The sequence below is a fragment of the Halomonas sp. 113 genome, from assembly GCF_904067645.1.
Classification (GTDB): Bacteria; Pseudomonadota; Gammaproteobacteria; order Pseudomonadales; family Halomonadaceae; genus Vreelandella; species Vreelandella titanicae.
The window spans coordinates 1,941,599-1,954,685 of the sequence record NZ_LR881453.1 but is presented as its reverse complement, the minus strand read 5'-3'; the positions used below and the strand labels follow the sequence as shown (position 1 = coordinate 1,954,685).

Below are 13,087 nucleotides of genomic sequence, written 5' to 3'. Positions count from 1 at the left end.
CATAGTTCAAAATGTTCGACAGCTTAACACCGCTACCTAGTCGCGGAAGTTATCGAATTGGAGCGGTAAATCCGGCCCCTCTTCGCCGCGCAGCAATGCCATAACAGCTTGTAAATCGTCGCGCTTTTTACCCGTTACACGCACTTTCTCACCTTGAATTTGCGCCTGCACTTTGAGCTTGCTGGCCTTGATGCGCTTGACCACATCTTTGGCTTCCGCCGCGTCGAGCCCCTCCTTAAGAGCGACTTCCTGGCGTGCTTTCACGCCGGAGAGCACCGGGTCTTGAACATCCATACAGCGGGCATCGATACCCCGGGCGATTAAACGGGCTCGCAGCACATCGAGCATCTGCTTGAGCTGGAAATCGACTTCCGCCTCTAGCTGCACTTTGTCACCTTCAAGGGTGAAGCTGGCATCGACCCCCTTAAAATCGAACCGTGACTGCACTTCCCGGTTAGCTTGGTCTACGGCGTTAGCGCCTTCGTGTTTATCGAACTCTGAAACAATATCAAATGAGGGCATGATGTAATTCCTGAAAAGACATGACCACCTATTCTAGAGCAGCCAGCCCCCTAGGGGCCAATCCTGTTCTTTTTTGTTGGATTTTAGGGTACATTATTGAGACAAATATTCACAAAACACCGAAAATACCTGTACAAAAATTATCTTCAAGTACCTCCATAAAGATGTTCAACCCTGTGCTGATAGCTTAGGCTAGCGGATTATGAATATTGGCTATTTTTCAGCTTTCCGCTTTATCAGGAGATACCATGAGTGACCGCGACACCCGCCACAAAGCCTCTATGGAGAAGCTTAAAACGCGCGTAGAGGAGAAAGTCGCCAGTGCTAACGAGCAGCGCGGCCTAATCATCGTTAACACCGGTAACGGTAAAGGCAAAACAACCGCTGCCTGGGGCACGGTCACCCGCGCTTTGGGTTATGGCTATAAAGTGGGCGTAGTGCAGTTTATCAAGGGGTTGTGGGAGTGCGGCGAACGCAATCGATTGGAGGAGGATGCCAATCTAGAGGTGGCGATAATGGCTACCGGTTTCACCTGGGATACGCAAAATCGCCAAGCGGACACCGACGCCTGCCAAGCAGTGTGGAAAGAGGCTGAGCGTATGCTCGCAGACCCAGAGACCTATCTGGTGGTGCTCGACGAAATCACCTATATGCTCAAGTTTGGCTACCTGGAGATCGAAACCGTTAAACAAGCACTGGAGAATCGTCCTAAAGAACAGACAGTGATTATTACCGGCCGCAACGCTCACCGCGAACTCGTCGCTATGGCCGATACAGTGACTGAAATGCAGGAAGTGCGCCATGCCTTCAACAATGGCCTGCAGGCGCGTCGGGGTATCGACTTTTAATCCTGACCATCAATGCAAAAGGGGCAACTAAGTTGCCCCTTTTGCTCATCTGCTCACTAATGGCCCGCTTAAAGCATGCTTAGCTATCGAACGGGTTACGTAGCACGATGGTTTCCATGCGGTCTGGACCGGTGGAGATAATATCGATACTGGTACCTACCTGCTCTTCAAGGTAACTGATATAAGCGCGGGCATTGGCAGGTAAATCCTCTACCTTTTTAGCCCCTAGAGTCGACTCTTTCCAGCCTGGCAGGTCTTCGTAGAGGGGTTCAACAGCTTCATAGCCTTCTGAATCCACTGGCGTTTCCAGCACGTCACCATCTTTACTGCGATAGCCAACGCACACGCGGATATTTTCCAGCCCGTCCAGTACGTCCAGCTTGGTCAGGCAGATACCGGTGACCGAGTTGATTTGCACCGCGTGACGCAGTGCCACAGCGTCAAACCAGCCACAGCGGCGGGCACGGCCAGTGGTAGCACCAAACTCGTGGCCACGCTCGGCAAGGTGGCGGCCATCGACATCGAACAGCTCAGTGGGGAACGGGCCTGAACCAACACGGGTGGTATACGCCTTGGTGATACCCAGCACGTAGTCCAAATAGAGCGGGCCGACGCCAGAGCCGGTGGCTGTGCCGCCTGCGGTGGTGTTAGAGCTGGTTACATAGGGGTAGGTACCGTGGTCGATATCCAACAGCGAGCCCTGAGCCCCTTCAAACAGGATATTCTCACCGGCTTTTCGCAGGTCGTGCACCATACTGACGGTATCGCACACCATGGGACGCAGCTCTTCGGCCATTTGCATCGCCGTGTCCAGCACTTCCTGGAAGTCGACCGCCGGTTCACCGTGGTAATTCACCAACACGAAGTTGTGGTAGTCGAGCACTTCGCCCAACTTGGAAGCGAAACGTTCGCGATGCAGCATATCGCCTAAGCGCAGGCCACGACGGGCGACTTTGTCTTCGTAGGCAGGCCCAATGCCCCGGCCAGTGGTGCCAATTTTGGCAATGCCACGGGCTTTTTCACGGGCCTGATCCAGGCGCACATGGTAGGGCAGGATCAGCGGACAAGCTGGCGACAGACGCAGGCGTTCGCGTACTGGCACACCTTTGGCTTCCAGCTCACGGATCTCTTTGATCAGCGCTTCCGGCGAGAGCACCACACCATTACCAATCACGCAGGTTTTGCCTGGACGCAAAACGCCGGATGGAATCAGGTGGAGAACGGTCTTTTCACCGTCGATGACCAGCGTATGACCCGCGTTATGGCCACCTTGAAAACGCACCACGGCGGATGCGGACTCAGTCAGCAGGTCAACGATTTTACCCTTGCCTTCGTCACCCCATTGGGTGCCCAGCACTACGACATTCTTACCCATTATGATGCACTCGTCTCTTGTGTCAGGGCCGTTGGCTGCCAACGACCATCGATAAGCTCAAGACGGCGGTCACACTCATGCTCCGCCGGCCCAGTACGCTGCCCTGGCAGCGCTTGAATCACGCGTTCCCCCTGCTCACGCAGCGCGACAATGGCAGCGTTGAGCGACTCATCCTGCACAGCGGGCGACCAAATAGCCCCGCGACTCGGTGATGCCAGCGCCAGCGACGCCAGCTGTTTCAGATCCATCGAGAAGCCGGTGGCCGGGCGCGCACGACCAAAAGCCCGCCCGGTATCGTCATAACGTCCGCCTTTAGCCAGCGCATGTCCGTAGCCCGGCACATAAGCGGCAAACATCATACCCGTGTGGTATTGATAGCCGCGCAGTTCCGCCAAGTCAAAGTAGAGCGACACATCAAAGCGTGCCAGCACCCCTTGATAGAGCGCATCCAACTGATCCAGTGCCGCCGTGACCGAGGCCGGCGCACCGGCAAAACGCTCCCGCGCCTGGCGTAAAACATCCGCACCGCCGTGCAGATCACCCAGAGCTAACAGCATGTCCGCTAAGGCCGGGTCGCTGACGCTGGCATCTACATGCTGCGCCAGTTGACTGGGTGATTTTAGCGCTAACGCCTCAAATAACGCACGCTCCTGCTCGTCACTGAGCGCTGCCGCTTCTGCAAGGCTTCGATAGATGCCGATATGCCCTAACGCCAAGTGAATCTCCTCAGCGCCCGCGGCCTTCATACTGGCCAGCGCCAAGTGAATTATCTCACTGTCCGCTTCTAGCCCGGCATGACCAAACAGCTCAGCACCCACCTGCACCGGGCTACGGCCACCCTGATGCTGGTCTGCCTTAGCACGCAGTACATTAGTGCAGTAGCAAAGGCGCACCGGCCCCTGACGCTTTAGCGAATGGGCATCCATACGCGCAACTTGCGGCGTAACGTCCGCCGAGGCGCCCATCATGCGACCCGTTAACTGGTCGGTCAGCTTAAAGGTCTGAAGATCCAGATCCGTGCCGGTGCCTGTTAACAGTGAGTCCAGAAACTCCACTGGGGGCGGCATTACCTGGTCATAGCCCCAGCAGTGGTAAAGATCGAGCAGCGCGCGGCGCAGCTCTTCCATACGGCTTGCCTGAGGCGGGAGCACCTCATCCATGCCGTCGGGCAGTAGCCAGCGGTCAGCGATGGTCATGACGATTGCCTTGAACTTGAAGAAATAGGAGCCACAAAAAAACCGGGCGACGCCCGGTCAACAAATTCTATCACGTTTATTGGCCGGGTGAACCCCGCTTGGCTATCAACAAACCAAGACGAGGAGCACCGGCCAACGGCGGTTTACTCGCCGCTGTCTTCACCGCTTTCTGGTTCAGCGCTGCGCAAATAGCGGAAGAAGTCGCTACTCGGCTCCAGCACCATCAGATTGCCATCGTCGGCAAAGCTTTCGCTATAGGCATTAAGGCTACGCCAGAAAGAGTAGAACTCCTGATCCTGACCATACGCTTCAGAGAAAATCGCAGCGGCTTGGGCATCACCTTCACCGCGCAGCGTCTCGGAGCGCTCATTGGCCTGGGCAAGCAGTACTTGGCGACGACGATCCGCATTGGCGCGAATACGCTCAGCCTCTTCCTGACCCTGAGCACGCCATTCACGAGCTTCACGCTCACGCTCGGAGCGCATCCGCTCAAAAACAGCGGCTGATACGTCTTCGGGCAAATCGATGCGCTTGATACGAATATCGCGAATTGCCACCCCGAGCTCTTCACGCATCAGCTCGTCGAGTTCTGCGGTGGGGCCCGTCATCAGGTCATCACGACGCTCGGCGATAATTTCCTGAAGATTCAAGCGACCAAATTCATTACGCAGGCTCTCATCCACCCGCGGCTGAATCAGGCGAATGGCCATCAACTCATCGCCGGCAGTCGCCTCGTAGTAGCGAGTAGGATTAACCACCTGCCACTTAACATAGGAGTCAACGATAACCGCTTTCTGCTCAAGGGTCAGATAGCGGCTGGTATCGGTGTCCAGCGTCAACAAGCGCGTATCAAACTTACGAATCGTTTGCGCGATCGGCACTTTGGCATGCAAGCCAGGCTGAATATTCTCTTCAATGACTTCACCAAAGCGCAGTTTAACGGCACGCTCGGTTTCGTCTACCACGTACAGAGTGTTGCTTGCCAGCCACGCCACGGCAGCCAGACCACCAACAATCAGCAGGGATCGATTATTAATCATTTACCGGCCCTCCCTGCGGATGGAGCTACTATTGGTATTCGATGAAGAGCTGGAACTGCCCTGGGTGTTGCGTAACCGCTCAAGCACACTCGGGTCTAGCTGTTCATCGCTATTGGCGCTTCCGCTCGAAGAGTTATTTCGACTACTGCTCCCACCGCTAAGCTGATCGAGGGGCAGATACATCAGCGGCGCGTTTTCGCTTACATCCAACAGCACCTTCGGCGAATTACTAAACACTTCTTCCATTGTGTCCAGGTACATACGTTCACGCATGATATCCGGGGCATTTGTGTACTCGGAGAGTAGCGAGTTAAAGCGGTTGGCTTGACCTTGCGCTTCAGCAACGACCGACTCACGGTAACCCTGGCCCTGCTCAACGATACGCTGCGCCTGACCTTGCGCTTCCGGAATAATCGCGTTGGCGTAAGCAATACCCTGGTTGATCGTACGCTGACGATCTTCACGGGCCCGGATAACGTCATCGAAGGCGTCAATCACTGGCGCGGGCGCCGAAGTGGACTCGATGTTAATGGTTTGCAGGCGAATACCGGCACCGTAGTTGTCGAGATAGGACTGTAGACGACTAGCAACCGAGCTACCCAGAATCTCACGGCCAGAGGTTAGGATATCGATCATATCGGTACCGCCGACGACGTGACGTAGTGCCGAATCCAGCGCATTCTCAATCGAGATAGCAGGATCGCGTACGTTAAGCACAAAATCGCGTGGATTAGCTACTTGGTACTGAGCAGAAATTTCCACTTCGACAATGTTTTCGTCGCGGGTCAGCATCGACTGGGTCTGCGACAGAGAGCGCACACGGGTCACATTGACCATACGTACATCGTCAATCAGCGGCGGATTCCACTGCAGGCCTGGATCTACGATGCCCTGAAACTCACCAAACCGCAGCACAACGCCGCGCTCGGATTGATCCACGAGGTAGAAGCCCATTGCAGCCCAAATAGCCAGCGCAACAATAATCAGCAGGCCTGGCAGCGCGAAAGGGTTGCGGTTCTTATCACTACCGCCACCACCGGTTTTCTTGCCGCCGCCTTTTTTGCCGCCACCCAACATGCTGTTGAGCTTGTCCTGAAACTTTTTCAGCGCTTCATCCAGGTCAGGTGGACCTTGGTTGTTGCCCCCTTTATTGCCATTGTTGCCGCTGCCATTATTACTGCCACGGTTTCCATCGCCGTCGTTTCCACCGCGTCGGCCGCCACTACTCCAAGGGTCGTGCTGGTTGCCACCACCAGGCTCATTCCAGGCCATACTTCGTCTCCACTAAGGTATTCGCTAACGCTAATGGCATCACACTTAGGCGGCACCACCGCGTTTTGATATTATTGCTCTATAAACCTTGTACCATTTTTATACAAAACTGCATACATGCAGCGTACTAGGATGGGTAATTAAGTCGCTTACCACTCATTGGTTTCACGCAGCGCTTCAGGTAAATAGGTGTTGGCTCGCTCGCCCAGTTGGGCCATCAACTGATTAAAGTCACGCCGCGGCAAACGCACATCAAGCACTGAATGCCCCTGCTCATCAAAGGCTTCCTCGCGAACGGCATTGAGCTCGTGCAACCCTGCCCGCAGCTTACCCTGCTCGGGAGTCAGTGTCAGCGAAAAGCCAATGACATCATTTGCCAAGCGCTCGGTCAGCGCCTCATGGAGCAGCTCAAGCCCCTGGCCCTGCTGGGCCGAAAGCCAAACCACTTCGGGCACACCATGCCCATCACGCTCTATACGTGGGGCACTATCGAGCTTATCAATTTTATTCATGACTTTGAGTACCGGCACATCATCGGCGCCGATCTCTTTGAGCACTAGCTCCACCTGCTCCACGTTTAACTCGCGGTCAGGATCTGCGGCATCGATCACGTGTACCAACAACGACGCTTCAGAGGCTTCCTGGAGCGTCGCTTGAAACGCCTCAACCAACTTGTGCGGCAAGTGGCGAATAAAGCCCACGGTATCGGCCATCACTACCGGACCAACGTCTTCAATCTCAAGCCGCCGCAAAGTAGGGTCAAGTGTCGCAAACAGCTGGTCGGCTGCATACACCTCAGAATTGGTTAAGGCGTTAAATAGCGTTGACTTACCGGCGTTGGTGTACCCCACCAGCGATACGCTATGAATTTCCGCGCGCGCACGCGCTCGGCGATTCTGGTCGCGCTGGCTGCGCACTTTATCGAGCCGTTTGTGAATCGATTTGATCCGACCACGCAGCAGACGACGGTCAGTTTCTAACTGCGTCTCGCCTGGGCCGCGCAGGCCAATCCCACCTTTTTGCCGCTCTAGGTGTGTCCAACCACGCACGAGGCGAGTCGACATATATTCAAGCTGAGCAAGCTCTACCTGCAGCTTACCTTCATGGGTTCTTGCCCGTTGCGCAAAGATATCGAGGATCAAACCAGTACGGTCGAGCACTCGACACTTGAGCTCTTGCTCTACATTGCGCTCTTGAGAGGGACTTAAGCTATGGTTGAAGATCACCAGCTCTGCCTCATGAGCCGCGAGCAGTGCCCGCAGCTCTTCCAACTTACCTGACCCAATAAAGGTGCGCGAGTCAGGTCGGTGGCGGCTAGCAGTGAGAAGAGTCGCAGGCTCTGCACCAGCAGAGCGTACGAGCTCTAAAAACTCACCCGGGTCTTCACGTTTTTGTTCATCATGAAAATCGACGTGAACAAGAACTGCCGTTTCACCGGCGTCTGGGCGTTCGAAAAACAATCAATACCTCGTGGACTCTCTTGCTTCTCCAGCGGTGTTAAATCTCCGCATCCTGCTCTGCCGGGTCTTGCGCAGGCAAGCGTACGTTGCGAGATGGAACAACCGTGGAAATAGCGTGTTTATAAACCATCTGACTAACGGTATTGCGCAGCAGGATAACAAACTGGTCAAACGATTCGATCTGGCCCTGCAGCTTAATGCCGTTGACCAAAAAGATAGAGACCGGAATGCGCTCCTTGCGCAGAATGTTCAAGTACGGGTCTTGAAGGGACTGCCCTTTGGACATGTTGCTCTCCCTAAAACTGTCGTTGGGGTTAATTATCAAATGGCGTGCCCTACTGGTGCTACGCCGCACTATTTTATTACTGCCCGAAAGGCCGAATGATGCCCGAAGAGCCTAGTGATATTCGAAAGGCTCAAACACCCAGCCAATCGAAAACACACTACCTAAATTACCAGCTTAGCGAACTATCTTACGCTAAGCACTGCTGTCACGCACGAGTTTCAACACCTGATCCAGTGCATCTGAGCGCTGTGAATCTACCCAGTTAAGTTCTGGCCAGCTTCTTAACCAGGTTAATTGTCGCTTGGCTAGCTGACGAGTTGCGATCACGCCTCGCTCAACGAGGGAGGCATAATCATACTCACCTTCCAGGTACTCCCACACTTGGCGATAACCAACACTCTTCATCGCCGGTAGGCCTAAATGTAAGTCATTACGCTTTTTGAGGGCGGCGACTTCATTTATCAAGCCCTCACCCAACATTACTTCGAAACGCTGGGCAATACGTTGATGCAGCAAGCTGCGATCACTGGGCGCCAAAGCTATCGACAACACGCGCCAGGGAAAGGTTTCCGGCTGTTGCTCCGCCCACAGCTCACTCATTGGCCGCCCACTGGCGTAGTACACCTCCAGCGCGCGCATGACGCGCTGCGGGTCATTGGGGTGAATGCGCTGGGCGGATAGCGCATCCACCTCTGCCAGGCGTTGATGTAGCGACAATAGTCCTTCGTTTTGCCACTGTGCTTCAAGCCGCTGGCGAATAGCCGGGTCGGCAGAAGGCAAGTTTGCCACCCCTTCGACCAGCCGCTTGTAGTAAAGCATAGTACCGCCGACCAGCAGGGGGACTTTGCCCGCCGCGCTGATTTGTCGCATAAGAGAAAGCGCATCTACACGAAAATCGGCCGCCGAATAGGGCTCTGCTGGATCGCGAATATCAATCAAGTGGTGAGGCGCACGGGCAAGCTCACTCGCGCTGGGCTTGGCACTGCCAATATCCATACCGCGGTACACCATGGCCGAGTCAACGCTAATCAGCTCATGCCCCAGGTGCTCGTGTAGCGCCATCGCAGCATCGGTTTTCCCAGCGGCCGTGGGGCCCATTAAAAAAATCGCCCAGGGGCGGGTATCAGCCATGCGCGGTTCCATTAGCTAAGAAAAAGGTGATTACTGATCGCGCAGCTGTTGTTCAAGCATCTATTGGCCGCGCAAGAAGAGCCGATCAAGCGCTTTGAGCCCCATCTGCGTCCAGGTGGGACGACCGTGATTACATTGGTCGCTGCGCTCGGTGCGCTCCATGTCGCGCAGTAGCGCGTTCATCTCGTCGATAGTAAGCCGACGGTTGGCACGCACGCTGCCATGACAGGCCATAGTAGAGAGTAGTTCATGCACCCTAGCCTCGACTTGATGGGTACGCCCATAGCGCGCCAGCTCTTCCAGCATCTGACGCACCAGCGCCTCAGGATCAGCCTGGGCAAGTAACGCCGGCAGTTGGCGTACCAGCAGCGTCTCTGGCCCGGCGATATCCAGCTCAATACCCAGCTTGGCAATTGCCTCTTGCTCGCTCTCTGCCGTGGCCACTTCGGCCCGGCTAGCAGCAATGGAGACAGGCACTAGCAGCGGCTGCGCATCCAACCCTTTGGCAGCGGCCAGCTGTGTCTTCATGCGCTCATAGACGATTCGCTCATGGGCGGCATGCATATCCACCAGCACCAATCCCTCAGCGTTCTGGGCCAGAATATAAATGCCGTGCAACTGCCCTAGCGCAAACCCTAGTGGTGGTGGCGCAGTGGGGTCGTTATCAGGCATCGCCAGGGGCGCTTCACGCACCTCACTACCTCGCTCACTGGGAGGGCTCGGCTGAGGCGTTAACAGCGTTTCTTCGTGATTGGGGTGTAGCGCCTGATAACCCTGCATAAAGCGGCGCACGCGCTCAGCACCGGGGTGGCGATCCGGCGAGTGGGTCAGCGCAATCCCCTGCTGCTGCCAGCGGGGTTGTTCAGCCCCCATTTCTGAAGCTTCGCCCTGTGGCGATGCGCCTGACGTATCAGCCACCTCGGCATCATGCTCCTCTGCACTCTCAGCGGGTTTAGCCGACGCCAGGGAGTGATGGAGGCTCGAATAGAGAAAGTCGTGAACCATACGACCATCACGAAAGCGCACTTCATGCTTGGTGGGGTGGACGTTGACGTCCACAACGTCTGGATCAAGCTCCAGATAGAGCACAAAGACCGGATGACGGCCGTTAAACAGCACATCACGATAGGCCTGACGCACCGCGTGGGCGACCAAACGATCACGCACCACGCGTCCATTGACAAAAAAGTACTGTTGGTCAGCCTGTGAGCGCGAGTGGGTGGGCAAGCCAACCCAGCCGCTTAGCCGTATACCGCCCGCTTCGCGCTCGATATAGCGAGCATGCTCGATAAAATTCTTGCCCAACAGCGAGGCAATACGCCGCTCCCGGGCCGCCGCAGAGTGACCGGCGGGCAACTGGTGAATGACTTTTTGGTTATGGCGCAATACCCAGGCGATGTCGTAGCGGGATAGCGCCTGACGGCGAAATGCCTCTTCTACATGGGCAAATTCGGTCTTTTCTGTACGCAGAAACTTGCGCCGGGCGGGGGTATTAAAAAACAGATCGCGCACGCCAACGCTGGTACCACGGGGGTGTGGCGCAGGTGTCACCCGTGCTTCCATGCCCCGCCCTTCCGCAACCACCCGCCAGCCATGGCGGGGGTCGTCTTCGGCATTGGAGATCAGCTCCAGCCGCGAGACGGAGCTAATTGATGCCAGCGCTTCACCGCGAAAGCCTAGCGAACTAACGCCCTCTAAGTCTTCCAGGCTGCCAATCTTACTGGTGGCATGGCGGGCCAGGGCCAGCGGTAAATCCTCTTCGCCAATGCCAATCCCGTCATCGCGCACTTTGATCAGCCGCGCGCCCCCTTGCTCGATCTCTACTTCGATACGCTGGCTGCCAGCATCAATAGCGTTCTCTATCAACTCTTTGGTGACCGATGAGGGGCGCTCAACCACCTCCCCGGCGGCAATCTGGTTGGCCAACCGCGGGTCGAGTACCTGTATACGCGGTGCGGTAGCGGTCATATCAGTCAACACGGCACCTCATGAACGGGGAATCTGTAACACTTGGCCAACACGAATCACGTCACCATTCAGGTCATTGGCCTGCCTCAACTGATTAACCGGCACGCCATGACGCACAGCAATCGCTGACAGGGTGTCTCCCGACTGAATACGGTACTCGTTACCCGAAGGGCGATGCTGATTATCACGCTGCCAGGCAAGCAGGCTGGCCGGCGGTGGGAAGCGCTCGAAATGCTCGCGCAAACCGCTGAAGATAGCCTGAGAAAGCCCTGATTGGTGTACTGGGTCGCGTAGCCGACGCTCTTCGTCAGGGTTAGAGATAAAGCCAACCTCGATCAACAGCGAGGGGATATCGGGAGACTTCAGTACCATAAACCCAGCCTGCTCGACCCGCGACTTATGCAGCCGGTTAATGCGGCCTAACTGCTCCAATACCTGACCACCGATCGAGAGCGAGTCATTCAGCGTGGCAGTCATGGTCAAATCCAACAACACGCCGCGCAGCACCTGGTCTTTATCACGCAAGGAGAGACTGCCATCGACACCGCCGATAAGGTCGGAGCGGTTCTCACTATCCGCCAGCCACTGGGCGGTTTCCGAGGTGGCGCCGCGCTGAGAAAGCGCATAGACCGAGCTCCCTTGGGGTCTTGGGCTGGTGAAAGCATCGGCGTGTATCGAAACAAAAAAGTCGGCTTTCTGCTCACGTGCCAGTGCGGTACGCTGACGCAACCCTATATAGTAGTCACCATCCCGCACCAGCACGGCTTTAAAGCCCTCAGTACCGTTCACTTCAGCGGCTAGGCGACGGGCAATTTCCAGCACTACGTCCTTTTCCCGTGTGCCTGAAGGGCCAATCGCCCCTGGGTCTTCACCACCATGACCGGCGTCGACGGCAATAATAATATCGCGCCTTGGGTGCGGCTTGGCTTCCTGCACTTCTGTCGGCGCTGCCTCGCTAGGCGGCGCCACGCTGTCCGACAGCTGGCCTTGAGCAGATGCCCGCTGGGCCTGAATTTCCTGGTCCCGAATCATCGCCTCAATGGGGTCAATCGGATTCTCGACGGCACTCTCACCAGGATATTCGAGATCAACGACCAGTCGGTGACCGTACTGGTCGTTAGGTGTCAGGGTAAAATGGCGTGGCTCAATTTCTCGATTGAGTTCAAGCACTACCCGCAGGCCCCCACCCTCCCGCACGCCGGTACGCACCGAGGTAATTGCACTGTCGTGCAAAGGCAGCGTACTGGGGTCGGTATCCATTTGGGTATCATCTAAATCAATCACCAACCGCGCCGGGTTCTCCAGCGAAAATACGTTGGCATTAGTCGCAGCGGAGAGATCAAACACCAGCCGGGCATGATCTGGCGCCGCCCAAAGCCGCATGCTCTCTACGCTGGACGCTTGTACATCAACCGCCGCCAGGGCAAAAAAACCGGCGGCTAATAAGCGATATACGCCTGCCGCTATGCCCTTCATTTCCATTGAATCACACCGTTCTCCAACTGGTCGGAACCTTCTTTACTGACTGCACTTACCTTACTTCGCAATAATTCAAGCATACGCTGACCGTTATCACTACCCGCAGCTAATGAGACTAAACGCCCTTGCGCCACTACTTCCAAGGTTAGGCGCAGGTCAGGCGCTGGCAACCACCCTTCACCGCGGCTGGGCCACTCAATAATGGTGACTGCATCGTCGGCCAGCACGTCTCGACCACCAATAAACTCAAGCTCTTCTGGATCCGCTAAGCGGTATAAATCCAGATGATAAACCCGCTGATCGTTCAACTCATAAGGCTCTACCAAGGTGTAAGTGGGGCTTTTAACCGCCCCTTGATGGCCGTAAGCCCGCAGGATGCCACGCGTTAACGTGGTTTTACCGGCACCTAGCTCACCCTCTAGATAGACGAGCCCGCGTCCTTGCAATACGTGCCCGAGAGTTTCGCCAAAAGCGACCTGGGCCTCTTCGTTGTCTAATTGCACCTGCATG

Annotated in this window: 12 protein-coding genes; 1 reads left to right on the top strand and 11 read right to left on the bottom strand. The window is 55.9% G+C overall.

What is annotated here, in order from left to right; all coding sequences use genetic code 11:
- Positions 1-36: 36 nt before the first annotated feature.
- Positions 37-522 carry a YajQ family cyclic di-GMP-binding protein gene (locus YERSI8AC_RS09135; protein ID WP_007114656.1) on the bottom strand — a complete coding sequence of 162 codons (486 nt, stop codon included), beginning with the start codon at positions 520-522 and terminating at the stop codon, positions 37-39.
- 248 nt (positions 523-770) lie between these two features.
- Here YERSI8AC_RS09135 and cobO point away from each other — a divergent pair, with 248 nt between their 5' ends.
- Complete coding sequence (gene cobO, locus YERSI8AC_RS09130; protein ID WP_141441287.1) at positions 771-1,370, top strand: cob(I)yrinic acid a,c-diamide adenosyltransferase; 600 nt, start codon at positions 771-773, stop codon at positions 1,368-1,370.
- 79 nt (positions 1,371-1,449) lie between these two features.
- On the opposite strand, the gene YERSI8AC_RS09125 is transcribed toward cobO, so the two are convergent.
- The 10 genes from YERSI8AC_RS09125 to tsaE all read right to left on the bottom strand — a co-directional run bounded on the left by YERSI8AC_RS09125 (position 1,450) and on the right by tsaE (position 13,086).
- Entirely contained in the window at positions 1,450-2,745 is a 1,296-nt protein-coding gene (locus YERSI8AC_RS09125) for an adenylosuccinate synthase (protein WP_022523961.1), read from the bottom strand.
- On the bottom strand, positions 2,745-3,941 hold the full coding sequence (locus tag YERSI8AC_RS09120; RefSeq protein ID WP_022523962.1) for an ATP phosphoribosyltransferase regulatory subunit: 1,197 nt from the start codon (positions 3,939-3,941) through the stop codon (positions 2,745-2,747). Before YERSI8AC_RS09120 ends, YERSI8AC_RS09125 begins: the two co-directional genes overlap by 1 nt.
- A 143-nt stretch (positions 3,942-4,084) precedes the next feature.
- Positions 4,085-4,981: a protease modulator HflC gene (gene hflC / locus YERSI8AC_RS09115; protein WP_009287760.1), complete on the bottom strand. Its 897-nt coding sequence runs from the start codon at positions 4,979-4,981 to the stop codon at positions 4,085-4,087.
- Positions 4,982-6,253, bottom strand: a complete 1,272-nt coding sequence (gene hflK, locus YERSI8AC_RS09110; protein WP_159176620.1) for an FtsH protease activity modulator HflK — start codon at positions 6,251-6,253, stop codon at positions 4,982-4,984.
- A 149-nt stretch (positions 6,254-6,402) separates the two neighbouring features.
- Positions 6,403-7,713 carry a ribosome rescue GTPase HflX gene (gene hflX, locus YERSI8AC_RS09105; protein WP_009287759.1) on the bottom strand — a complete coding sequence of 437 codons (1,311 nt, stop codon included), beginning with the start codon at positions 7,711-7,713 and terminating at the stop codon, positions 6,403-6,405.
- Between the two features lie 37 nt (positions 7,714-7,750).
- Positions 7,751-7,999: an RNA chaperone Hfq gene (gene hfq, locus YERSI8AC_RS09100; RefSeq protein ID WP_007114649.1), complete on the bottom strand. Its 249-nt coding sequence runs from the start codon at positions 7,997-7,999 to the stop codon at positions 7,751-7,753.
- Positions 8,000-8,191: 192 nt separating this feature from the next.
- The gene (gene miaA, locus YERSI8AC_RS09095; RefSeq protein WP_009287758.1) at positions 8,192-9,130 is read right to left on the bottom strand and encodes a tRNA (adenosine(37)-N6)-dimethylallyltransferase MiaA; all 939 of its coding nucleotides are present in this window, start codon (positions 9,128-9,130) and stop codon (positions 8,192-8,194) included.
- Between the two features lie 60 nt (positions 9,131-9,190).
- Positions 9,191-11,098 carry a DNA mismatch repair endonuclease MutL gene (gene mutL / locus YERSI8AC_RS09090; protein ID WP_159177921.1) on the bottom strand — a complete coding sequence of 636 codons (1,908 nt, stop codon included), beginning with the start codon at positions 11,096-11,098 and terminating at the stop codon, positions 9,191-9,193.
- An 18-nt stretch (positions 11,099-11,116) separates the two neighbouring features.
- Positions 11,117-12,580 (bottom strand): N-acetylmuramoyl-L-alanine amidase, encoded by a 1,464-nt coding sequence (locus YERSI8AC_RS09085; RefSeq protein WP_159176619.1) that lies wholly within the window; start codon positions 12,578-12,580, stop codon positions 11,117-11,119.
- The gene (gene tsaE, locus YERSI8AC_RS09080; protein WP_039859770.1) at positions 12,571-13,086 is read right to left on the bottom strand and encodes a tRNA (adenosine(37)-N6)-threonylcarbamoyltransferase complex ATPase subunit type 1 TsaE; all 516 of its coding nucleotides are present in this window, start codon (positions 13,084-13,086) and stop codon (positions 12,571-12,573) included. Before tsaE ends, YERSI8AC_RS09085 begins: the two co-directional genes overlap by 10 nt.
- Between the last annotated feature and the right edge of the window lies 1 nt (position 13,087).